Genomic DNA, 22,482 nt, shown 5'->3' with positions numbered 1-22,482 from the left:
AGGAAAAGCCGCTTGGAGATGCTCTTGGACACCAGTACGCCGAGCGCCGATGTGTCCGACAATGCCGATCAGAACCGCTTCGAGTTGCGGCTCAACGGAGATCTCGTCGGCATACTCGGCTACTACGACACCAACTGTCCCTCCGGAGTGCCCGGTCCGTGCGATCCGATCGTGGACTTCATGCACACCGTGATCGTGGAGGACTTCGGTCACCGCGGACTCGCGGCCGTCCTCGTGGGCGGCTCCCTCGATATCGCCCGGCGCCGCGGTTGGCGGGTCCGGCCCATCTGCACCTATGTGCAGCGCTACCTCGACTCCCACACCGGTTACGAGAACGTCGTGGTGAAGCCCGGCCCTGTCGCGCGCAGGCCGGTCGCGCGCAGGGCAGGTGCCTGACCGCGCCACCGCCCCCGGTTACGCCGTGTCGTCCGCGAGATCGACGATGACGGGCGCGTGGTCGCTCGCGCCCTTGCCCTTGCGTTCGTTGCGATCGATCTCGGCGCCGGTGACCCGTGCGGCGAACGCCGGCGAACCCAGCACGAAGTCGATGCGCATGCCCTGCTTCTTGGGGAACCGCAACTGGGTGTAGTCCCAGTAGGTGTACACACCGGGACCGGGCGCGTGCGGCCGCACCACGTCGGTGAAGCCGGCTTCGGCGAACGCATCGAAGGCGTCGCGCTCGGGTCGCGACGTGTGCGTCTTACCCTCGAAGAACGCGGGATCCCAGACGTCGTCGTCGGTGGGCGCGACATTCCAGTCGCCGACCAGGGCGATCTGCTGATCAGGGTTCGCGGAGAGCCAGGTCTGGGCGTCGGCGCGAAGTTTCGCGAGCCAGTCGAGCTTGTAGGCGTAATGGGGATCGTCGAGCGCGCGGCCGTTGGGGACGTACAGGCTCCACACCCGCACGCCGCCGCACGTCGCGCCGATGGCGCGCGCTTCCAGTGCGGGCGTGATCTCGGGATCCTTCGAGAAGCCGGGCTGGTCCTCGAAGCCGATCTGCACGTCCTCCAGGCCGACGCGGGACACGATGGCGACACCGTTCCACTGGCTCAGCCCGACGTGCGCAACTTGGTATCCCAGTTCTTCGAACCGCTCGTGCGGGAACTGTTCGTCCTTGCACTTCGTCTCCTGCATGGCGAGCACATCGGTGTCCGTCCGCTGCATCCAGTCGACGATCCGGTCGGTCCGGGCCCGGACCGAGTTCACATTCCACGTTGCCAATCGCACGACCACAACTCTAGGCGAGGGGTCCGACGGCGATCGGACCCGATCTCGTCCGGCTACTCCGCCGGTTCGGTCGCGTAGGTGTAGTGGTGGTGGTCGACGAAGCCGAGTTCGCGGTACATCGCGCGTGCGCCCGCGTTCTCCTCGTGGACCTGAAGATATGCGTGGGTCGCGCCTGCTCCGCGCGCCCAGCCCAGCAGCGCGCCGCACAGCAGGGTGCCGAGGCCGTTGCGGCGGTGCTCGGGCGCGACCTCGACGGCCGACAACCCCACCCAGCGCCGGCCGTCCGGAGCGTGGGTCACCGCGGCCCGCCCGATGGCGAGAGGCGGTTGCCCGGGCGCGCCGATCCGGCCGAACCCGAGATTTCCGGCGGCGACGGCGCCTATGACCGCCCGCGCGACCGGCGGCAGCGTTCCGGCCCGGTACAGCGACAGCCACTCGTCGTCCGGTTCCGCAGTGATGCCGACGGGGACCGGTCCCTCCGGCAGGGGCACGTTGTCGAGGTCCGCGCCCATCACCACGACGCGCTCCCCGGTGGGCCAGCCCTGCGGGATCCGGGCCAGCCGGTCGGGGACGAGGAGGCGCAGCGGCAGGCCGCGGGCGGCGAACCAGTCGCGCAGGCGGGCCCGCACCTCGGGGTCGGCCGGGTCGGCAACGGTGCCCGGTTCCCCGATCGGGGACGCCGAATTCGCGCGGCCGGTGAACCCACCACCCGCTCGTACGAACCAGCCGTCGATCCAACCCTGTTCCAGCCCGGGCCATCCCGCGGCCGCAGCGTGTTCCAGCGAGCGGATCTCGGAGGTGCGGATCGGACGGGTTCCGATCGGCTTCAGGGCCACGACCGCACTCGGCGAGACCTGCACGAGCCGGTCGTCGGCGGTGCGCACCGCGACGACCGGGTCGACGGAGACGAGTTCGCCGAGCACGTCCGTCATGGGATGGCTGTACCCCGCGGGCAAGCGGTACCGCAGCACCACCCGGCTCCCGAGCGGTACTCCGGTTGCGACGGGTCCGTCAGTCGTCATCGTCGTCATCGTCGTGCCCGAACGGATCCTCGACCGTTCCGGGCAGCCACGTCAGACCGGGGACTCCCCATCCGGCGCGCTTGATGGTCTTCTTGGCGGCACGCGCGTTGCGGCCGATCAGCATGTCGACGTAGAGGAAGCCGTCGAGGTGTCCGACCTCGTGCTGCAGCATCCGCGCGAAGAAGCCGTGGCCTTCGATCTCGACGGGGTTGCCGTCGGCGTCGGTGCCGGTGACCTTGGCCCACTCGGCGCGGCCCGTCGGGAAGTTCTCGCCGGGGACCGACAGGCAACCCTCGAGGTCGTCCTCGGGGTCGGGCATGGTCTCGGGGATCTCCGAGGTCTCCAGCACCGGGTTGACGACGGCGCCGCGGCGGCGGGCCACCTTCCCGGATGCGTCCCGATCGGGGCAGTCGTAGACGAAGAGGCGCTTTGCGACGCCCACCTGATTGGCCGCGAGGCCGACCCCGTTCGCGGCATCCATCGTCTCGTACATGTCGGCGATCAACTCGGCGAGTTCGGCGGGTGATTCGGTCACCGGTTCGGTCGGGTTGTGCAGGACGGGGTCGCCGACGATGACGATCGGAAGAATGGCCATGGTGGAACAGGATAGTGCGCGACCGAGGTGCTCGGCGGGCCGGTGTGTGTCCGGCCCGCGTGGTTCAATAACGATCGGAAACACACGGGTGTAATTGTCAGCCGGGTGATTCGACGCTTCGAGGAGTGACATGGACGGCGCAGCAGCGCACGATGGGGGCCGGTCCGGTGCAGAGCCCCAGCGCACTGACGACGAGATCGTCGGCGGGGCGAATCCGAACGCGGTCGGAGACGACGGCCTGAGCCGTCGCGACCACGACGTACTGGCCTTCGAGCGGCAGTGGTGGAAATACGCCGGTGCCAAGGAAGAAGCCATCAAGGAGCTGTTCGGGCTCTCCGCAACCCGCTACTACCAGGTGCTCAACGCGCTCATCGACCGGCCGGAGGCCCTCGCCGCCGACCCCATGCTGGTCAAACGTCTCCGGCGGCTGCGTGCCAGCCGGCAGAAGGCGCGCGCCGCCCGACGCCTCGGATTCGAAACGACGCGCTAGCCGAGCGTCAGCGATCGCACCGTCGGCCAACTATGGTCGAACGCGTGAGCAGAACCGCCGAGAAATCGAACCGAGCACCCGCCAACTCGGGGCCACCCCTGCGGGCCTTGGCAATGCTGCTGATCTCCCTCGCGATCCTGTTCGCCGGGATCGGGATGGCGTCGCTCGGCGGCTCCGACGAGGACGCGGCCACCACCGCGTCGAGCAGCGAGCCCGCCGAAGCGGCCACGGAGGCGGGATCGGGCGCCGGCATGCTCGGCAGTGGCGCGGCGTCGGCAGCACCGAACGCAGCACAGACGCCCCCCGCCACGTCGCGTGCCGCCACGGCGTCGGCCACCCCCACGTCGGCGGCCGCCGCGCCCGCGACCCCGGCGCCCGTCCGCGTCCTCAACAACAGCAACGTCGCCGGGCTTGCCGCCCAGACGGCCAGTCTGCTCGAGGACGAAGGCTTCTCGATCGAGGAGACGGGCAACTACAGCGACGGCACCGTCGGCCAGACCACCGTCTACTACGGCACGACACCCGGCGAGGAGGAAACCGCACTCGAGGTCGCCGACGCACTCGGCGTCTCCGCGCAACCGCGCCTCCCGGGACTCGCCGATGCGGCTCCGGGCGTGATCGTCATCGTCGCTGCGTCGTAGGCGAACGGACCGTGCCGGGCGCAACGGATGGGCGTTCCGGCAGCAGGGCAGGAGCAGCGTGCGCGGTCCCGGCTATGATCGGTTTACTTTTCGGCACTTCGAAGGAGCGGTTTGATGGTCTCCAGTTCCACCCGTCGCATGTCTTGGCGTGCTCTGGCCCCGATTGTCGCGATCGCTGCAGTCGGCCTGACCGCGTGCTCGAACAACGAGGAACCGACCGATGTGCCGGGTACGACACCGCCCGTGTGGACCGGATCGGCGGCGCCCGAGAGTTCCGACCACGGTGACTCCCACGGCAGCGAATCCGAGTCGGGCGCCGCGCAGGCGGGTGCCGCCCAGGGTGGCGCCTCCGCAGGCTCGTCCGCTCTCACGGCGGACCTGAAGACGGTCGACGGCGCTTCGGCCGGCACCGTCTCCTTCTCCGAGCAGGACGGCGACGTCCAGGTCACGATCGACGTCGAGGGCCTCGAGCCCGGCTACCACGGAGTCCACGTCCACGCGGTCGGCAAGTGCGAACCGCAGTCGGCCGCTCCCACGGGCGGCGCGCCGGGTGCATTCCTGTCCGCAGGCCCGCACCTGCAGGTCGAGGGCAGCACGTCGGTTCCGGAGAGCGGCGACCTGGTTTCCGTCGTCGTCCACGAAGACGGAACGGCCACCACCACCGTCACGACGACCGCGTTCACCCTCGAGGATCTCCAGGGCGAGGAGGGCACCTCGGTGGTCGTGCACCAGGACAACCTCGGCGCGCGCCTCGCGTGCGGCGTGATCGAGTGACGTTCCCCCGGACACCGCACACGCGGTAATTCCACTCACAGGGCCCCGCGGGCATGATCGGTTCGCGGGGCCCTTGTGGTTGGATCGAATCGTGGCAGTCGAGTTTCCGGGTTCTCCCCGTCCGACAGTAGGTGTGGAGTGGGAGATCGCCCTGGTCGACAAGACCACCCGCGATCTGTCGAACAGTGCGTCGGACGTGTTCGACACCGTCGGCACGATTGCCGGTGAGACACCGCGCCTGACGAAAGAGTTCCTGCGGAACACGGTCGAACTCGTCACCGACGTCCACGACACGGTCGCCGAAGCGGTCGACGACCTCTCCGAATCGCTGTCGCTGCTGCGCCGCGCCGCCGACCCGCACGGCGTCGACCTGATGTGCGCGGGCACCCACCCGTTCGCCCAGTGGACGGACCAGATCGTCACGAGCGCCCCGCACTACGACGAAATGATCGATCGCACCCGCTGGTGGGGCCGGCAGATGCTCATCTGGGGTGTCCACGTGCACGTCGGCGTGTCCTCACCGCACAAGGTCATTCCGATCCTCAACGCGCTGCTCGTCAAGTACCCGCACATGCTCGCGTTGTCGGCGTCGTCGCCGATCTGGGCGGGATACGACACCGGTTACGCCAGCAACCGGGCGCTGATGTTCCAGCAGTTGCCCACCGCCGGTCTGCCCTACCACTTCTCCGACTGGGCGCAGTACGAACGCTTCATCGAGGATCAACTCAAGTCCGGGGTCATCAACACGCCCGGAGGGATGCACTGGGACATCCGGCCCGCTCCCAAGTGGGGCACGATCGAAGTGCGGGTGTTCGACGGCATCACCAACCGCGCCGAACTCGGCGCACTCGTCGCGTTCGTCCACTCGCTCGTCGTCTACTTCGACGAGTGCCTCGAGCGCGGCGAAGACCTTCCGATCCTGCAACCGTGGCACGTCAAGGAGAACAAGTGGCGCGCCGCCCGCTACGGGCTGGACGCGGAGGTCATCCTGGACCCCGACTGCCACGAACGTCTCGTCACCGACGATCTGCACGACCTGCTCGAGCAGATCGCGCCGACCGCCGCCCGACTCGGGTGCGCCGACGAATTGGCGAAGGTCGCCGACATTCCGGTGCGCGGAGCGTCGTACCAGCGGCAGCGTCGTCTCGCCGAGGCTTCCGGAGGCGACCTCGTCGCCGTCGTCGACTCGCTGGTCGGCGAACTGCGCGCCTGAGCGCGCCCCCGGGTCAGACGCTGTCGCCGGGGAATTCCTCCTCGAGCAGGCCGTCGCGACCGAGTTGTTCCCGGTATGCGATGCGTCCCACCCGATGGGCGATCACCGGTGCGGTGAGCACCATGAACATGCCCGCGAGCGCCATCATCCAGATGTCCACCGAACTGCGGAGAATCAGCATCGCCCCGCCCAGGACGAACAGAAGCCCGATCACCTGAGGTTTCGTCGCCGGGTGCATTCGCGACAGGGTGTCGCGGAAACGGACCACGCCGATCGCCGCGGTGAACGAGATGACCGCTCCGATGAGAATGAAGATGTGACCGATCAGGTCGAAGACTGTGCTCATTGTTCGTCACGCACCCGGAAACGAGCGACGGACACCGAGCCGATGAACCCGACGAGCGCCAGCGCGACGATCGCGGGAGCCACGGTGGTGTCGCGGCTGTAGACGGCCCAGACCGCGAGACCGCAGATCGCGATCGCCAGCAGCGCGTCGACGCCGACAAGACGGTCGAGGGAATTCGGGCCGCCGAACGCCCGATAACAGATCAGTACTGCCGAGACGAACAACAGCACGCCGGAAATCACCAGCAGCACGGTCATCAGATACCCTCCGTTCCGCTTCGCCAGGGGCTCGGTTGCCATTCGGAATCGCGCTCGAACGTCCTGATGAGGAGACGTTCGATCAGACGCGCCGAACGGTAGAAGTCCGCCACGGCGCGGTCGGTGCTCACGTCGAGGACGTGGACGTACACGATGCGGCGCACCTGATCGATCTCGAGGACCATCGTGCCGGGAATGTTGTTCATGATGTCCGTCCACAGCGTGAGCACCAGGTCGGACTTGATGGTCAGACGGCAGCGCAGGACACCGGTCACCGGCGGCGGTGCCGGACGGATCGCCAGCCAACCGACGGAGATCGTCGAGCGCATCGACTCGATGAAGATGTACACACCCAGCCGGACCGCCGAGAGCAGATGCACCCGGCCTTCGACGGGGACGCGGGGGAGCGGCAGCAACACCATGACGATGATCGACACGACGAGTCCGCCGAGGATGTTGGCGATACTGAACGTTCCCCACAGCAGCACCCACACGATGGTCATCCAGCCGAGTACGAACAGCCGGACGACATTGGCGCGTTTCATCACCGCCCATCACCTCCCAGCACGGCCTCGATGTACACCGAACGGTCGAGCAGGTTGGCGGAGGCGCGGTGGCTGATGTCGAGGAGCGGGCCTGCGAACACCGTCAGCGACACACCGATCGCCACGAGCCAGATGGTGGGCACGAGCATCGCGCGGGGCATCTTGCCCACGTCCTCTCGCTCCTCGAGAAGGATGTCCGTTTCGGATTCGTCGATCAGCGCGGACGGGCCGATATCGGCGAGTTCGCCTTCGGGAGCGTCGGCGCGGGCACGCCAGAACGCCTTCGTCCAGATCCGCGCCACGACGTACAAGGTCAGAAGACTCGTCAGCACACTGCCGCCGACGAGCAGCCACGCGAGCACCGAACCGTCCTCGGCACCGGCCTGCAACAGCGCGACCTTGCCGATGAACCCGGAGAACGGCGGAATTCCGCCGAGATTGAGCGCGGGGACCAGGAACAGCACTGCGAGCAGTGGGCTGGCGAGCGCGAGTCCGCCGAGGCGGCGCAGCGACGCCGAACCGGCCTGCCGCTCGATGAGCCCGACCACGAGGAACAAGGTCGTCTGGACGAGAATGTGGTGGCCCACGTAGAACACCGCGCCGGCCAGTCCCGCCTCGGACGACAGCGCGATACCGAAGATCATGTAGCCGATGTGGCTGACCAGGGTGAACGACAGCAGACGCTTGATGTCGTTCTGGGCGATCGCGCCGAGAATGCCGACGACCATCGTCAGCAGGCCCGCCACCATCAGAACCCCGTCGAGTTCACCCCCGGGGAACAGCAGGGTGTGGGCACGGATGATCGCGTAGACACCCACCTTGGTGAGCAACCCGGCGAACACGGCGGTGACGGGTGCGGGAGCGGTGGGATACGAGTCGGGAAGCCACGACGACAGTGGGAACACCGCCGCCTTGATGCCGAACGCGACGAGCAGGACGCCGAAGATCGCCGCACGGGTGCCTTCGGGCACGTCGTCCATCCGGACCGCCATCTGGGCGAGGTTCAAGGTGCCCGTCGCGGCGTACGCGAACCCCATGCCGGCGAGGAACACCATCGACGACACCATCGACACCATCACGTACGAGACGCCGGCCCGGACGCGGTCTGCGCTCGCCCCGATGGTCAACAGCACAAACGAAGCCGCGAGGAGTACCTCGAATCCGACGAACAGGTTGAAGAGGTCGCCGGCGAGGAACGCGATGTTGACGCCTGCGGTGAGGACGAGATAGGTCGGCAGGAAGATCGAGACCGGTTGTTGTTCGTCCCCGTCGTGGATGCCCTGCCCGACGGCGAAGAGCATGACCGAGAGCAACACGATCGCCGAAACGACCAGCATCAGGGCGGCAAGACGATCGACCACCAGCGAGATACCGATCGGTGCTTCCCACCCGCCGACCTGCATCACTTCGATGCCGTCGCGGTCGGCGAAGTACAGCAGCGCAGCCGCGACCGCGAGGGTCGCGACCAGAGCGAAGACGGTGATCGCCCGTTGCGCCCGCGGCCGGCGGCCGAGGATCAGGGTGACTGCGGCAGCGAGCAGCGGAATGAGGACAGGCAGCGGGATGAGGGCAGCCGAACTGAGTGTCATCGGCGATCTCCCTTCCCGTGCGTGTCGTCGTGCTGGTCGGTGCCTTCGCCGGAACCGTCGCGATCCGGTTCCGCGCCCGTGTGGACCGGGTCGTAGGCGGAGTCTGTGGGGTCGTCGAAGTCTCCGTCGTGGAGGTCCTCGTACACCTCGAGGTCCTCGATGTTGGTGAGTGCTTCGAGCGGGATCGGGTTGCCTTCGGCGTCGAAGGCGTCGCCGCTCTTGCTGGGCTCGCCGGTGAGCGGGTCGTCGGAGCGGTCGCGGATGGGGGCTTCGGCCGGGCTGCGCCGCCGCGACACCAAGGTGTCCTCGGGGTCGTTCTCGATCTCGTCGCGTGCACGGAACGTGTACGACCGGTAGGTCAGGGCCAGCACGAATGCCGCGATACCCATCGTGATCACGATGGACGTCAGGATCATCGCCTGTCCCAGCGGGTCGGCCATGTCCTCGTGCAAGTCGCTCTCGGTGCCGACGATCGGTGCCTTGCCCGAGGGTCCGGCGAGCGTGAGGATGAGCAGGTTGATGCCGTTGCCGATGAGCAGCAGGCCGAGCAGCATCTTGATGATGCTGCGTTCGAGGAGCAGGTAGACACCGCACGCGACGAGCACCCCGACGATGCCCATGAGGGTGAGGTTCGCGGCCATCATCGCTTCGCCCCCACGACCTCGGCGTCGAGTCGCGCGCCGAGACTGCGCAACACGTCCAGGATGAGCCCGACGACGATCAGGTACACGCCGAGATCGAAGAACAGCGCGGTCACGATCTTGATGTCGCCGAGGACCGGCAGGGTGAACTGCAGGGTCGCCGACGACAGCGCCGGGGCGCCGAGCAGCACGGACACCAGGGCCGTGCCCGCGGCGAGGGTGAGACCGAGGCCGAGGATCTTTCCGGCGTCGATGGGAACCGCCTCTCCGAGCTCGTAGCGTCCTCCGGCCAGATAGCGCAGGACGAGCGCCAAGCCTGCGACGAGCCCGCCGGCGAAACCACCACCGGGGGCGTTGTGGCCGGAGAAGTAGAAGTAGATCGAGAGCACCATCATGGTGGGGAACACCAGACGGGTCGTGACCTCGAGGACGAGCGACCGGTACCGCGGGTCGATGAGATCCCCGCCCAGCAACCAGGTCGTCTCGTTGTTCGCCGACGCCGCGTCGAGCTGGGCTGCCGGAGCGTCCGAGACGCGGGGAGCGGTACCGAAGCGCCGGGTCCGGAACACCAGGCTGGCGACGCCGGTCGCTGCCACCAGCAGCACCGAGATCTCTCCGAGGGTGTCCCAGGCGCGGATGTCGACGAGAAGCACGTTGACGACGTTCTTGCCGTCGCCCAGGTTGTACGCGGCGTCGGGAAGCAGCAACGAGATGGGGTCGGCACTGCGCGCGGCGACCGCGTACACGCCGATGCCGGTCACGACGAGGCCGACCGCGATGCCCAGCAACGCGCGCGGCAGCCGATTCTTGACGTCGGTCGACGGGTCGGATTCCGGGGGCAGCTTCCGCAGCACCAGCACGAACATCACGAGGGTGACGGTTTCGACGAGGAACTGCGTCAACGCGAGGTCGGGTGCTCCGTGCATCGCGAAGAGCAGACCGAGACCGTAGCCGGTGACGCCGACCACCAGCACCCCGCCGAGCCGGTTCCGGAGCACGGTCGCGGTGATCGCCGCACCGGCGATTATCACGCCGACCGCGAGTTCCCAGGGCGTGTCCCACAGGCGTGTCGCGGGCATCGTGCCCACTCCGAACACGAACATGAGCACGGTCGGGAGCAGCGCCAGCGTGACGAGGATCGTCGCCTGGGTGAGCGGCAGCGAACCGCGCTGGAGGAAACCGGTCAGGCGCAGCGACAGGGTGTCCATGCCGCGCAGCGTCTGGTCGTACATCCGGTCGGCGTTGCCGAGGGGCGGATGTTCGAACTTGAGTCGCGCGATGGTGCGGTGCGCGAGGAACAGTGCCGTACCGCCGACGATCACCACCGCCGTGAGACCCAGCGGCAACGTCGGGCCGTGCCACAGCGCGAGGTGGTAGGGCTTCGAGAGCCCGGACGGCAGCGTATCGGCGTACGGGGCGACCAGATGATCGATCCACGACGAGCCGAACCCGGCGGCGAGACCGGCGACGGCGAGCACGCTGGGCGCCGACATCAGCAGCCAACCGGGAGCGTGCACGTTCTGCACCGCCGGGCTCGGGCGCTTGAGCTGCTTGCGGCCGAACGCGCCCCAGATGAACCGGATGCTGTAGGCGAGCGTGAGGATCGAACCGACCACGATTCCGGCGGTGGTCGCCGTCCTCGCCCAGTCGGGCAGGACGTCGGCGACGAGTGCGCCCTCCAGCGCCGCTTCCTTCGCGACGAACCCGATGAGGGGTGGCAGACCCGCCATGCTGGCGGCGGCGAGTACCGCGATGCCGGCGAGCACCGGCGTGGCCTTGCCGAGGTGCGCGAGCTTCCGGATGTCGCGGGTGCCCGTCGAATGGTCGATGATGCCGACCACCATGAACAGGCACGCTTTGAACATCGCGTGCGCGATGACCATGGTCAGTCCGGCGAGCGCTGCCTCCCGGCTACCGATACCGACGAGGGCGGTGAGGAATCCCAGCTGGCTGACCGTGCCGAACGCGAGGATGAGTTTGAGGTCGAACGCCCGGAACGCCCGCCAGCCGGCGAGGATCATCGACGCGAGGCCGAGACCGATCACGATCGGACGCCATGCCGCACTGTCGGCGAACCCGGGTGCCAACCGGGCGACGAGGTAGATGCCGGCCTTGACCATGGCGGCGGCATGCAGGTAACCGGAGACCGGGGTCGGTGCCGCCATCGCGCCGGGCAACCAGAAGTGCAGCGGTACGACGGCAGATTTCGACAGCGCGCCGATGAGGACGAGCACCACGGCGACGCCCGCGAGCCACCCGTGCGGGGCCGCATCCACGACCGCCGACAGGTTGTAGCTGCCCACCATCTGCCCGAGGATGATGATGCCGACGAGCATCGCGAGACCACCCGCGGTGGTGACCAGCAGAGCCTGCGTCGCGGCACGGCGGCTCGACGCTCGTTCGGCGTAGTGCCCCACCAGCAGGAACGACAGCACCGTCGTCAGTTCCCAGAAGATGTAGAGCAGAAGCATGTTGTCGCTGACGACCAGGCCGAACATCACACCGGCGAAGGCGACCATCTCGGCGGCGAACAACCCGAGGCGGGGCTCGTCGTCTTCGAAGTAGCGGGAGCAGTAGAGCAGGATCAGCGATCCGATGCCGAGCACCAGCAGGCACATGATCGAGGCGAGCGCATCGAACCTGAGGTCGATATCCATCGACAGTGAGGTCGCCCACGGGATCTGTACCCGCTGCTCGGTTCCCCAGTTTGCGATGACCCAGCCGAGGCTGCCCAGCGGCACGAGTGCCAACGGCAGGAAGGCATTTCTCCCCATGACTCTGACCAGAGACGGTGCCAGCAGTGCGGCTACCGCGTGAGCGAAGAGTATGGCGAGCAAAAGGCACTCCGTCGGGGTCAGGCCAGGCGGCGGTGTCTGACTGATTTACGGCGTAACAGGTTTGTCAAGAAATACGGCACATTGCCGAAACGCGGGACGCCCCGACATGCGTTCCTTTGCCCTAGATGGGCGAAAGGGAATGAGTCCATCTTAACGGCTGTCTTCGCACGCTTGCGAATCGGGGTGCAAGCCTTCTTCGCAATACCTCCCGGTCGGATACATCCAATTGGACGTGCCTGACATGGAATTGGGCCCCGGAGGCCGGACTCTCACAGCGGTCTAGCGCACCTGCCATGCGCATGCCCCGACCGTCGCGGCGAGCGCGAGCACGATCCACCGCGGGTCGGCCGGCAACACCCATACCGCACCGATCACGGCCGCCGCCGGCACCGGTAACGACAGTCCCAGCGCCGCGATCGACACCGATCCCGGTATCGACGCGCCGAGCGCGACACCGGTCCCCGCGGCGACAAGTGCGGCACGTACCCAGAGGGGGATCCCCGCACCGATCTCGTCCGGAAACCACACCGCGGCCACGGACACGACCACCGCGACGAGGAATCCGGCGAGAGCGTAGGGGAAGCACCGCGCGAGACGGACCCCGGCGAGCACCGCACCGACCGTGACGAGGAGAACCCACCACGGCGCACCCGCCCACAGTTCGACGACGATGGGGTATCCGGCCGCGACCGCCCCGATGGCGGCGAGCACGAACCGCGCATCACCGGGCGGGACGAGTCGTGCGACGAGTTCCGCTCCGATCACGATCGCAAGGAGAGCCGCCCCGGCGACGAGCCACATCCGGACCGCCCCTGCGGCGGCCTGCGAGGTCACCAGATCTCCGAGAAGCAGGTAACCGAGCGTCAGGGCGGCGGCGCCCGCGACCGCGATGACGGACAACCGCGGGTCCGGGCGTTGGACCCGCATCCCGGGCCGGGCGGTGATCGCGGCCGCGACGAGCGCGACGAGTGCGAGGACGAGCAACCACTGGGGCACGGTCCAGCGCATTGCCGTGAGCGGAACCACCGCGCCGACCGCTGCGGCGGTGAGGAAGGCCGACCACGCCCCGATGATCAGCGCGCCCTGGCTGCTCACCGAACCCCATGCTCCCGCGACGGCCGCACCGAGCAGCACCCCGGTGGTGGCGGCCGCGACGAATCCCACGACGGCGAGAGTCTCGGAGGACGCGTCCACCGGCACGATGTACCGCACCGAGCCGAGAACCAGAACGGCGCCCGCCCCGATCGCCCAGGCGGTCCGCCGAGACCCCGACCGCTGCAACCCGGTCGCCGCCAGCACGGCGAGCACGGCGGTGATCAGCGGCGCGTAGTCGCTGCGGGTGCCGGCGGGCAGGACGGAGTCGCCGACGGCGAGCACCATCACGGCGGCTGCCGCGGCAGCGGCCCCCGCGAGGGTCGACACGGGATCGGCGAGCCGGACCGCCGTCGAGACGGGAGACACTCAGCGGCCCTCGGCGTAGGTGCGCAGATGCTCCACCTGCACCGGGTCGAGCGACGGCCGGACCTTGTCGCGCGCCACCTGCATGTCGGCCGAGGTCACCACGGCGGCGTCGACGTTGCGGCGCATGGCCGCCAGTGCTGCCTCGCGCAGCAGCGCGGAACAGTCCGCTGCGGAGTACCCGTCGAGTTGTTCCGCGAGTTCGCCGAGGTCCACGTCGTCGGCCAGGGGGACCGAGCGGGCGGCGGTGTCGAGGATGGCGGCGCGGGCGTCGGCGTCGGGCGGCGGCACGAACACGAGACGCTCGAGCCTGCCCGGACGCAGCAGCGCCGGGTCGATCAGATCCGGCCGGTTGGTCGCCGCCACCACGACGACGTCGCGGAGCGGTTCGACGCCGTCGAGTTCGGTCAGCAGCGCCGCGACGACCCGATCGGATACGCCCGAATCGGAACTCTGCCCGCGCCGGGGTGCGAGGGCGTCGACCTCGTCGAGGAATACGAGCGCGGGGGCCGAGTTGCGTGCCCGCTGGAAAAGCTCACGCACGGCTTTCTCGGAGGCACCGACCCACTTGTCCATCAATTCGGCGCCCTTGACGGCGTGCACGCTCAACTGGCCGCTGCCCGCGAGCGCCCGAACCAGGTAGGTCTTGCCGCACCCGGGCGGACCGTAGAGCAGTACTCCTCGCGGCGGATCGACCCCGAGTCGGGCGAACGAGTCGGGATGCTGCAACGGCCAGAGCACCGCCTCGGTCAGTGCCTGCTTGGTTTCCACCATGTCCCCAACGTCGTCGAGGCTGACGGTGCCGATCGCGAGTTCTTCGGTTCCCGAGCGCGACAGCGGGCGGATGACCTCGAGCGCGCCCATCAGGTCTTCCTGGGTGAGTTTCGGCTCGTCGGCCTCGCGACTCGCGCGCGACGCCGCCCGGAGCGCGGCTTCGCGGCACAGCGCGGCGAGGTCCGCGGCGACGAAACCGGGGGTGCGACCGGCGACGGCCGACAGGTCGAGTGGTGCCGCGGGCACGGTGCGCAGCAGCACGTCCAGCAGCGCGCGTCGGGTGGCGCCGTCGGGGAGGGGCAGCGACAGTTCGCGGTCGCAGATTTCGGGGGCGCGGACCCGCGCGTCGAGATCGTCCGGATGCGCTGTGGTGACCACGAGCGCGACACCGGGCGTGTCCACCGCGCGCCGCAGTTCGTCCAGGATCAACGTCGCGACAGGTTCGGCGTCGGCGGGCAGCAGCGCATCGGCATCGGTGACCACCAGGACGCCGCCCGACCGGACTTCTCCGGTGGCGGTGGACACCCGACGCAGGCGCTCGTCGGCGGCGAGCGCACCGATGCCGGGACCATCGAGCGCGACGACGCGCCTGTCTGCGAGTACCGAACGCACGAAGGTCGCCTTGCCGACACCGGCGGGGCCCGTCACCAGGACTCCGAGGTGCGGCGACGCGCCGAGCGTGCGGAGCAGTTCCGGCTCGTCGAGTGAGAGCGTGAGCCATTCGGAGAGCTTGGCGGCCTGGCTCTGGACGCCCACGAGGTCCTCGACCGGGGGCGGCGGTGGTCCCGGGGGAGTCGCAGGGGACGACGGGTGGGTGGCATTCGCGTCGGAACGGACCACGGCAGCGGAGACCCTGCCGGGGACGTCTCCGCCGCGCCACGTGACGGCACTGTTGGGCTGCACGCTCACCGGCCCGGGTGGATCCACCGTGGCGACGGTGAGCAGTTCGGACGTCCATGCGACGCCGAAGGTGCGCGACAACGTCCGTGTGGTGTCGGCGTTGCTCGTTCCCGGGCCCAGATCGCGGGGGAGCAGCGACACGGCGTCACCGACGGTGAGGACCTTGCCGAGCAGCGCCTGCCGCAACGTCGAATCGGAGATCGACTGCCGCGCGAGCACGGATCCGGTGACCGTCACGCTGCGCGCGCCGTAGACGGTGACGGGCTCGACGACCACCCTGGCGTCCTCACGCAGACCGGTGTTCGAGAGCGAGACATCGTCGAGCAGGATCGTCCCGGTGGGCGTGCCGGCGGGGGCGAGGCCCGCGACGGCGGCGGTGCGCCGCGCCCCCACCAGGGCGATGGCGTCCCACTCCCGCAACCCCAGCGCCGCGAGCGCCTCCGCGTGGAGGCGGACGACGCCACGGCGCGCGTCGGCGGCGGAGGTGTTGAGTCGGACGGTCAGCGCGAGTTGTGGAGAAGTCACGCGCCGAGCCTAGAACGTGCTCAGTCTCCGCGTGGGCGACGCAGGCCCAGGCGAGTCGCCGACCGTGCCGTCGTGGTGACCCGGCGGGCGCCCGAGCGGTGGGGGCGTGCCGCGCGGGTGCGGGCACGGATCGCGCGTCGTTCCGAAGGCTTGATGTCCCATGTCTCCGGCCGTGCCGCGACCCACCGCTTGGACCGGATGGCGAACGGAATGTGCAGGAGATAGACGCCCACGAGGACCAGCATCAGCACGAACGGGTACGTGACGAGCGCGGCGGCCGCGACGGCGATGAGTGCCAGGAGCACCACCGCGAGACGGGCGGGCACCGACGCCGACTTCATCGCGAGTGTGGGCACGCGGCTCACGATCAGTGCCGCCGATATCAAGGTCCACACGGCGACCAGCGGCATCGACGACCACCAGCCGTCACCCCACTGGATGTAGGCGGCGACCGGAGCGAGCGCGACGAGCGCTCCCGCAGGAGAGGGCACGCCGACGAAGTACTCGCGTGCGTACGCGGGCACGCTGTCGTCCTCGAGCAAGGTGTTGAATCGGGCGAGTCGCAGCACGATGCTCACCGCGTAGAGCAGCGCGACGATCCAGCCGAAGGCACTGCCGTCGAGCAACGTCACGTACAGCACCAGGGCGGGGGCGACTCCGAAGGCGATCGCGTCGGACAGCGAATCGAGTTCGGCGCCGATCTTGCTGGTCGCGTCGAGCAGGCGTGCGATACGGCCGTCCAGCGAATCGAGGACGGCGGCAGCGCCGATGAGACCGATCGCGATGCCGAGTTGCCCGTCGAGCGCGAACTTCACCGCCGACAAGCCGGCGGACAACGCGAGGATCGTGATGCCACTGGGAAGGAGACGCACCACCTGCGGCCGGTTACGGGTCTTCCTGACGGCGGCCGGGCGAGCTGCTGAGACGGGCGGGTTCACGACAGCGGCGAAGTCGGCAACTGCGCAATCACCGTCTCGGCGCCGATCGTGCGCTGGCCCCGCTCGACGAGCAGCGTGGTACCGGGAGGGAAGTAGGTGTCGACGCGCGAGCCGAACCGGATGAGGCCGTAGGTGTCGCCGATGGGAAGGGTGTCGCCGATCTGTGCGTCGCACACGATCCGACGGGCGAGCAGGCCGGCGATCTGCACGACCGCGACCTCGCACCCGTCCCGTGTTTCGAGCAGCATGCTGTTGCGCTCGTTCACTTCGCTCGCATCGGCGAGATCGGCGGAGAGGAACTTGCCCGGCGTGTGCACGACCTTCCGTACCGTGCCGCCGACGGGGCTGCGCTGTACATGCACGTCCAGCACCGACAGGAAGATGCTCACCCGCGGGCGGGGCTCTGTGCCGATACCGAGTTCGGCGGGAGGCGGTGCGGTATCGACGAGCGCGACCTCGCCGTCGGCCGGAGCCACGACAACGCCGACCCGGTTCGGCGGCACCCGATGCGGATGCCGGAAAAAGGTGGCTGTGGCAGCCGCCGACGCCAGGCCGGCGCGCCGCACCCACTTGTGGCGGCGACCGAGAGCGGCCACCGCCAGGGGCGCGGCGACGAACGGGACGCCTCCGGGGTGGAGCGGCGGAATCGCGTGCCGGACCAGATCGACGACGTGGGCTACACCGCTGGTGGGGGGTTCTCCGGCGGGGGACGGCTTACGTGCCACGGCTCCTCTTATGTGTCGCGTTCGGTGTGTCGCCCGGACCACGAGGGCGCGGGCAGCCCCGGCCGCGGGGCCGAGGGCTACCACAGAGTACGTGAGCGATGTCGGGGATGCCCGGAACCGAAGCGTCAGACGGTGGCTCCGGCTTCGACCTCGTTCTTGATGCGCGCGAGGGTCGCGTTCATTCCCTGGATCATGTCGTCGTCAAACGGTTCGCTGCCCCCCAGAACGTATTTGATGAGGGTCTGCGACACCTTGCTGGTGCCCTGCGGTGCTTCGCGACGCTGCACGATCCGCGTTCCGGTAGCCGTGGGCTCGAGGGTGAACGACCAGATCGAGCGGTTCTCGTTGATGCGGAACCGCAGCTCGCGTCCGGGTTCGAAGGTGATGACCTTGGAGGTGGTGGGCCACACGAGCAGGCCCTTCTTGTTGATGTTGATCGTTTTGGTGCCGCGTGCGACCGAACCGCCACGGATGATCATCTTCCGGCACTGCGGGCTCCACTCGCCCATGCGCTTCAGGTCGGAGATCACGGCCCACACGCGCTCCGGAGGTGCGGCGATCTCGACGGTCGCTTCGAGGGTTTTCGACACTGGTTGGCTCCTATTCGTCGGGTTCCATCCGGGTGTACCCCAGGAATCGGTACCTGATACCTCCGGTTACAGAAGGTCCGATCGTAGCGGAGATTGTGTTACGGGTCACCGGCGCAGCCCGAGCGTGGCGTCGGTGCTGTGGTGGTCGAGGTCGATCAGCAATTGGTCGGAGCGGGTTCCCCGCGGAATCGGGCGTCGAGCCAGTCGAGCGCGGGCGGGAGTCCGAGGGCCGCCGCCGACAGGTGGTCGGGACTCGCCGTGAGCAGTGACTGCACCGGAACGCCGGCGCCGCAATAGCGCCTCAGCGTGTTCTCGAGCGAGTCGACGGGGATCAGCACGTCGGTGGGACTGTGCCATTCGAACAGGGGAGCGGCCGGAACGCGTGGGTACAGTTCGAGACTGTTCTCCTCCAGCACCTTCCTGGCTTCGGGCAGGTCCATGAAGTTCTGCTGGTTGTCGGTCATCTCGGCCGCACTCCGGCCGGCACCCCAGAACATGATCCGTTGGTGCAGCTGTTGCCGATCAGTCCGCGCATCCGGCGACCGTTCTCGTTGAGGTGGTCGGTGACCTCGACACGCTCGGGATATTCCCGTTCGAGGCCGAGCGCCGCGGCCATCGCGAGGCCGAACGCCGGGTGCGGTTCGGTCCCGAGTGCTTCGCCCATCTTGACCAGGTTCATCGGAGTTCCGCCTGCGGCGGCTCCGATGATGTCCAATTCCGGAGCGTAGGTCGGGGCCAGCGCTGCCGCCCATGCCGTCGCCATCCCGCCGCCGGAGTAGCCGCCCAGGCCGACCTTGCTGTTCGTGACCTGGAGTTCGGGCACGTTCTGCACTGCCCGGATGCCGCCCAGGGTGACCTGACCGCCGAGTTTCCCTGCGCCGTAGGCCATCCGGGGGCCGAGTTGGTCCGGCAGTGCCACGGCCCACCCGCGCCCGAGCGCGATGTTCAAGCCCGCAGCCTCGCGGATCTGGTTCAACGGCTCGGTGGTGTACAACTCGGTGGCGATCTTGCACTTGTGGCCGAGCGAATTGATGATGTGCTGATACGAGAGCAACGGGCCGTCCTGCACATGATTCGCGGGCAGGACATAGTAGTACTTTGTTATGTTGGGAAGGTGTGATGGCAGGTCGGGCAGGTACCGATCCAATAGGCCAGTGCGCGTTGGAGTTCGCGCACAATGCCGTAGAGGGTCAGTCCCGCCCGACCGCTTTTGGGTCGGTCAGCCGCAGGGTGGTGAGAAACAGGTGTGCGGCGGTGACGAGGGTGACGTGGTGGTGCCAGCCGAGCCAGGAGCGGCCCTCGAAGTGGTCGAGTCCGAGACCGGTTTTCAGTTCCCGGTAGTCGTGTTCGATGCGCCAGCGGATCTTCGCCAGGCGCACCAACTCCGACAGCGGGGTGTCCTCGGGCAGGGTGGCCAGCCAGAAGTCGGTGGGCTGCGCCGCGCCCGCCGGCCATTCGGCGAGCAGCCACGCCTGCGGCAGGGTTCCGTCCTCGTCGCGGGGAATGGTGCGGTTCGCGGGGCGGATCCGCAGCGCCACGAACCGTGAGCGCATCACCGCGGTCGGGTTGCCCGGACCGGTCTTGGTTCCGCGGCGCCAGGTGACCTCGGTCAGCGCGCCTACTCCGGCCGCCAGAACGAGATCCCTGCAGGTCACGGCCGGTGGGTAGCGTCGGGTCGGAGGCCGCCCGCGCCCGGAGTGCGCGGCGGCGGCCGGGACTGCATCGGCGGGGTGCGCGAGGGTGGCGCCCTTGACCGCGACGACGTAGGCCAGGTCGCGGTCGGTCAGGCCCTGCCGGAAGGTCGCCGAGTCGCCGTAGCCGGCGTCGGCGACGATCACCGGTGGGGTCCGGCCCCACGAGATCAGCTCGTCGAGCATCTCGAGAGCCATCACTGCCTTGGTGCGATAGCGCTCCTCGGTCGGGATCGCGTTGCGTCGCCGGCGAGCGGTGATCGCCGAGGCCGTCTCCGGATCGTCGCACCGCTGATCGTCCCAGCTCTCAGGCAGATACAGCCGCCAATCCAAGGGTGCGGACGCGGTATCGGTGGCGGCGTGCACACTGACCGCGACCTGGCAGTTTCCGACCTTGCCGAGGGTGCCCGAATACTGCCGGGCCACACACGGCGAGGCGTCACCGTCCTTGGCGAATCCGGTGTCGTCGATCACCCACGCATCCGGGGAGATCAAATCACACGCTTTGCGGGACAGTGTTTTCCGGACCGGTACCGGATCCCACGGTGAGGTGGTGACGAACTGCTGCAGGCGTTGGTGATCGATCCCGAGGCGGTCGGCCATCGGCTGCATCGACTTGCGGCGCCCGTCGAGCATCAACCCTCGCGCATATACCCCGGCCGTTACTCGCTGGTCCTTGCGTTTGAGCGAGGAGAACACCTCGCCGATGAACGCATCGAGACGTTCACCGACATCGGTCAGGGCTGCGGCATCCACCTGGTTATCGTCTCGGACATCTCGCCGAATCTCGAGGCCTCACACCAGGAAGTGGTGAACCTAACAAAGTCCTAATAGGTCGTGTTCGCGGCGATCGGGCGCCCCTGGGAATCCGTGGTGCGGAAGAGAAGTTCCCACAGCACACTGCCCGGGAAGTAGTAGGACGGCGGGAGTCGCCGGATCTTCAGCACATCCCCGGGCCGGTGTGCCGCGAGATCGTCGGGCTCGGCATGGAAGGGGTCGGGGTCCGGCAGCGGAAACACCTCGGATGCCTGGGGCGGAGGAATCGGAAAAGGCTGTGCGGCAGCCGTTCCCACGCTCGAACACATGCCGATCGATACCACCGCCACAGTGAGTGCGGCCCCCATCGAATATCGAAAAGCTTTACTCATAACGCCCTCGCGTTTCCCTGGAAGGGATCAGGGAACACATTTTGCCAGAATTGGCCGAATTCGCGACTCGTAGCGAATTCGCACGCCGGGCGGCGCTCAGAAGAAATGCGCGTCCGAGATCTCGGCGCGAAAGAACTCACCGTCCGAGCCGTCACCGGTACCCCATTCCGCCCGGATTCGCGAGGCGATGGTGATGCCGCCGAAGTTGCGCTCGGCGTCGACGGTCACCGTGAACGGGTGGCGGGCGAAGGTGCCACCATTCGGATTGCCCCACCGTTGCATCCGCAGCCCGCGCAGCGCTCCGTTCTCGGCGACGTCCAGGTGCACGGTGTCCTCGTGGCCTGCCACAGTCCAGGTGGCGGAGGCGACGTCCTCGTCGCCGGCCCACTGTGCGAGGGAGAATGCGGTGGGTACGAAGATGCTCTCCCCGGCAAGTCGGCCGGCCGCACTGTCACCGACATCGCGACCGTGTGCAGACACCACCGGAATGATTCCGCCCGTACGCCAGCGCATCTCGCCGCTTCCGGGTGAACCGGTCGTAACCCGATACCGGTACCGGCCCGATCCTCGTCGTCGCGGCCCAGATGAATCCTGTTGCCGGGACGAGGAGTTGCACGGCACTGAACTGTCGCCACGATCCGAGACGGATCTGTCCGGACATGTCCAGGCGGACCGAACGCGCCAGCGGTGTGCCCTCGGCAACCGCATGGGTGATCCAGCGGCGGGCCGCGCGGGGGAGGCGCTCGGCGAGGGCGGGGGCGAACCGCTCTCCGCTGCCCCGTTCCTCGGCGAGCGCCCGCCACTGCTCACGGACGGGACGCGCGGCGCGTGGAACAAGGGGTGATGGGGGCATCGGACGTGTCCTCCTGTCCTGGGCGTTGTGCCGCTAGCGCCTCGATGAGAGCATCTATCTCAAAATGAAGAATAATATTCTCCAAGGAGGTTCGGGTGACGTCAGGGCAAATGGTCCGGAAGCAGCGGCGAGGTCGCGCGATCGCCATGACTTCGGAGGAGATCGACGCTTTCCTCGCCGAGCAGCGGACGTGCCGAGTGGCCACCGTCGGGAAGGACGGCAGCCCTCATGTGGCACCGCTGTGGTTCGTGTGGGAGTGGCAGGTCCCCGATAGTCGGTCCGGTCGGTTCTAGAGCCGATTCCTACTTGCAGTCGATCAGTCGATCTCACACGCCACCGGCTGGTGCCGGTGAGTGCATCCGGCAGCGTACTCGGCAGGAGTTCGGTACCCCAGCGCCGAATGACGGTGCCGGTGATTGTGGTCGTCCTTGAAGTCCTCGATCACCACCCGGGCCTCGAGCAGAGTGGGCCAGTAGTTTCGGTTGAGACACTCATCGCGCAACCGGTTGTTGAACGACTCGATGAACCCGTTGTTCCACGGCGTGCCCGGCGGAATGTAGGACATCCCCACCGACCCAGCACAGAAGTCCCGCAGCGCTTCCGAGATGAACTCAGGCCCATTGTCCATCCGCAGCACCAGCGGCGGCCCACCCCACATCGCGAACGCCTTCTCCAAGCCCTCGATCAACCGGTCGGCGGTGAT

23 protein-coding genes and 2 pseudogenes are annotated in these 22,482 nt (G+C 68.2%); 6 read left to right on the top strand and 19 right to left on the bottom strand.

The genetic code is table 11. The features are described 5' to 3' along the window. The first annotated feature begins 24 nt into the window (after positions 1–24). Positions 25–396, top strand: a complete 372-nt coding sequence (locus AC0B44_RS09005) for a GNAT family N-acetyltransferase (RefSeq protein ID WP_471902699.1) — start codon at positions 25–27, stop codon at positions 394–396. 18 nt (positions 397–414) lie between these two features. Here the strand turns inward: AC0B44_RS09005 and AC0B44_RS09000 are convergent, their stop codons facing one another. Genes AC0B44_RS09000 through AC0B44_RS08990 form a run of 3 tightly spaced genes read right to left on the bottom strand, consistent with a single transcriptional unit; the run spans position 415 to position 2,844 of the window. Beyond that, complete coding sequence (locus AC0B44_RS09000) at positions 415–1,227, bottom strand: exodeoxyribonuclease III (protein ID WP_471902557.1); 813 nt, start codon at positions 1,225–1,227, stop codon at positions 415–417. Positions 1,228–1,280: 53 nt separating this feature from the next. Beyond that, positions 1,281–2,249 (bottom strand): N-acetylglutamate synthase, CG3035 family, encoded by a 969-nt coding sequence (locus AC0B44_RS08995; protein WP_471902556.1) that lies wholly within the window; start codon positions 2,247–2,249, stop codon positions 1,281–1,283. Beyond that, the gene (locus AC0B44_RS08990) at positions 2,239–2,844 is read right to left on the bottom strand and encodes a peptide deformylase (RefSeq protein WP_471902555.1); all 606 of its coding nucleotides are present in this window, start codon (positions 2,842–2,844) and stop codon (positions 2,239–2,241) included. The genes AC0B44_RS08995 and AC0B44_RS08990 overlap by 11 nt, the downstream gene beginning before the upstream one ends. A 130-nt stretch (positions 2,845–2,974) precedes the next feature. Here AC0B44_RS08990 and AC0B44_RS08985 point away from each other — a divergent pair, with 130 nt between their 5' ends. From AC0B44_RS08985 to AC0B44_RS08970, 4 genes are all read left to right on the top strand, one after another. Next, entirely contained in the window at positions 2,975–3,334 is a 360-nt protein-coding gene (locus tag AC0B44_RS08985) for a DUF3263 domain-containing protein (protein WP_471902554.1), read from the top strand. A 32-nt stretch (positions 3,335–3,366) separates the two neighbouring features. Then, entirely contained in the window at positions 3,367–3,975 is a 609-nt protein-coding gene (locus AC0B44_RS08980) for a LytR C-terminal domain-containing protein (protein WP_471902553.1), read from the top strand. Positions 3,976–4,089: 114 nt separating this feature from the next. Continuing rightward, a complete protein-coding gene (locus AC0B44_RS08975) occupies positions 4,090–4,749 on the top strand; it encodes a superoxide dismutase family protein (RefSeq protein WP_471902552.1) in 660 nt (219 codons plus the stop codon). 91 nt (positions 4,750–4,840) lie between these two features. Beyond that, positions 4,841–5,962, top strand: coding sequence for a glutamate--cysteine ligase (locus AC0B44_RS08970; protein WP_471902551.1), 1,122 nt, complete (start codon positions 4,841–4,843; stop codon positions 5,960–5,962). 13 nt (positions 5,963–5,975) lie between these two features. Here the strand turns inward: AC0B44_RS08970 and mnhG are convergent, their stop codons facing one another. The 15 genes and pseudogenes from mnhG to AC0B44_RS08895 form a co-directional block, all read right to left on the bottom strand. Next, a complete protein-coding gene (mnhG, locus tag AC0B44_RS08965) occupies positions 5,976–6,308 on the bottom strand; it encodes a monovalent cation/H(+) antiporter subunit G (RefSeq protein ID WP_471902550.1) in 333 nt (110 codons plus the stop codon). Further along, positions 6,305–6,565 carry a monovalent cation/H+ antiporter complex subunit F gene (locus tag AC0B44_RS08960; protein ID WP_471902549.1) on the bottom strand — a complete coding sequence of 87 codons (261 nt, stop codon included), beginning with the start codon at positions 6,563–6,565 and terminating at the stop codon, positions 6,305–6,307. The genes mnhG and AC0B44_RS08960 overlap by 4 nt, the downstream gene beginning before the upstream one ends. After that, a complete protein-coding gene (locus AC0B44_RS08955; protein ID WP_471902548.1) occupies positions 6,565–7,110 on the bottom strand; it encodes a Na+/H+ antiporter subunit E in 546 nt (181 codons plus the stop codon). Before AC0B44_RS08955 ends, AC0B44_RS08960 begins: the two co-directional genes overlap by 1 nt. Then, entirely contained in the window at positions 7,110–8,699 is a 1,590-nt protein-coding gene (locus AC0B44_RS08950) for a Na+/H+ antiporter subunit D (protein WP_471902547.1), read from the bottom strand. Before AC0B44_RS08950 ends, AC0B44_RS08955 begins: the two co-directional genes overlap by 1 nt. Next, on the bottom strand, positions 8,696–9,340 hold the full coding sequence (locus AC0B44_RS08945; RefSeq protein WP_471902698.1) for a Na(+)/H(+) antiporter subunit C: 645 nt from the start codon (positions 9,338–9,340) through the stop codon (positions 8,696–8,698). The genes AC0B44_RS08950 and AC0B44_RS08945 overlap by 4 nt, the downstream gene beginning before the upstream one ends. Next, positions 9,340–12,177 carry a Na+/H+ antiporter subunit A gene (locus AC0B44_RS08940; protein ID WP_471902546.1) on the bottom strand — a complete coding sequence of 946 codons (2,838 nt, stop codon included), beginning with the start codon at positions 12,175–12,177 and terminating at the stop codon, positions 9,340–9,342. The genes AC0B44_RS08945 and AC0B44_RS08940 overlap by 1 nt, the downstream gene beginning before the upstream one ends. A 279-nt stretch (positions 12,178–12,456) precedes the next feature. Beyond that, complete coding sequence (locus tag AC0B44_RS08935; RefSeq protein ID WP_471902545.1) at positions 12,457–13,638, bottom strand: hypothetical protein; 1,182 nt, start codon at positions 13,636–13,638, stop codon at positions 12,457–12,459. Next, complete coding sequence (locus tag AC0B44_RS08930) at positions 13,639–15,834, bottom strand: AAA family ATPase (RefSeq protein WP_471902544.1); 2,196 nt, start codon at positions 15,832–15,834, stop codon at positions 13,639–13,641. Positions 15,835–15,854: 20 nt separating this feature from the next. Continuing rightward, positions 15,855–16,706, bottom strand: coding sequence for a CDP-alcohol phosphatidyltransferase family protein (locus AC0B44_RS08925; protein WP_471902697.1), 852 nt, complete (start codon positions 16,704–16,706; stop codon positions 15,855–15,857). Between the two features lie 62 nt (positions 16,707–16,768). Continuing rightward, positions 16,769–17,497 carry a phosphatidylserine decarboxylase gene (locus AC0B44_RS08920; RefSeq protein ID WP_471902543.1) on the bottom strand — a complete coding sequence of 243 codons (729 nt, stop codon included), beginning with the start codon at positions 17,495–17,497 and terminating at the stop codon, positions 16,769–16,771. Positions 17,498–17,622: 125 nt separating this feature from the next. Continuing rightward, on the bottom strand, positions 17,623–18,087 hold the full coding sequence (locus AC0B44_RS08915) for an SRPBCC family protein (protein WP_471902542.1): 465 nt from the start codon (positions 18,085–18,087) through the stop codon (positions 17,623–17,625). Positions 18,088–18,242: 155 nt separating this feature from the next. Further along, positions 18,243–19,174, bottom strand: a pseudogene (locus tag AC0B44_RS08910) (lipase family protein); the annotation flags it as partial. A gap of 103 nt (positions 19,175–19,277) precedes the next feature. Beyond that, the gene (locus AC0B44_RS08905; RefSeq protein ID WP_471902541.1) at positions 19,278–20,534 is read right to left on the bottom strand and encodes an IS701 family transposase; all 1,257 of its coding nucleotides are present in this window, start codon (positions 20,532–20,534) and stop codon (positions 19,278–19,280) included. Positions 20,535–20,605: 71 nt separating this feature from the next. After that, positions 20,606–20,926: a hypothetical protein gene (locus AC0B44_RS08900; protein ID WP_471902540.1), complete on the bottom strand. Its 321-nt coding sequence runs from the start codon at positions 20,924–20,926 to the stop codon at positions 20,606–20,608. A 96-nt stretch (positions 20,927–21,022) separates the two neighbouring features. Further along, positions 21,023–21,779: pseudogene (locus AC0B44_RS08895) on the bottom strand (DUF6544 family protein). Between the two features lie 95 nt (positions 21,780–21,874). On the opposite strand from AC0B44_RS08895, the gene AC0B44_RS08890 reads away from it, so the two are divergent. Beyond that, the gene (locus AC0B44_RS08890; protein WP_471902539.1) at positions 21,875–22,072 is read left to right on the top strand and encodes a pyridoxamine 5'-phosphate oxidase family protein; all 198 of its coding nucleotides are present in this window, start codon (positions 21,875–21,877) and stop codon (positions 22,070–22,072) included. 23 nt (positions 22,073–22,095) lie between these two features. Here the strand turns inward: AC0B44_RS08890 and AC0B44_RS08885 are convergent. After that, on the bottom strand, positions 22,096–22,482 hold a 387-nt coding region (locus tag AC0B44_RS08885; protein WP_471902538.1), incomplete at its 5' end, for an integrase core domain-containing protein.

It is taken from the genome of Rhodococcus sp. NPDC019050, assembly GCF_055664235.1.
The sequence above is the reverse complement of the archived record's forward strand: the minus strand, read 5'-3'. Positions and strand labels throughout refer to the sequence as shown.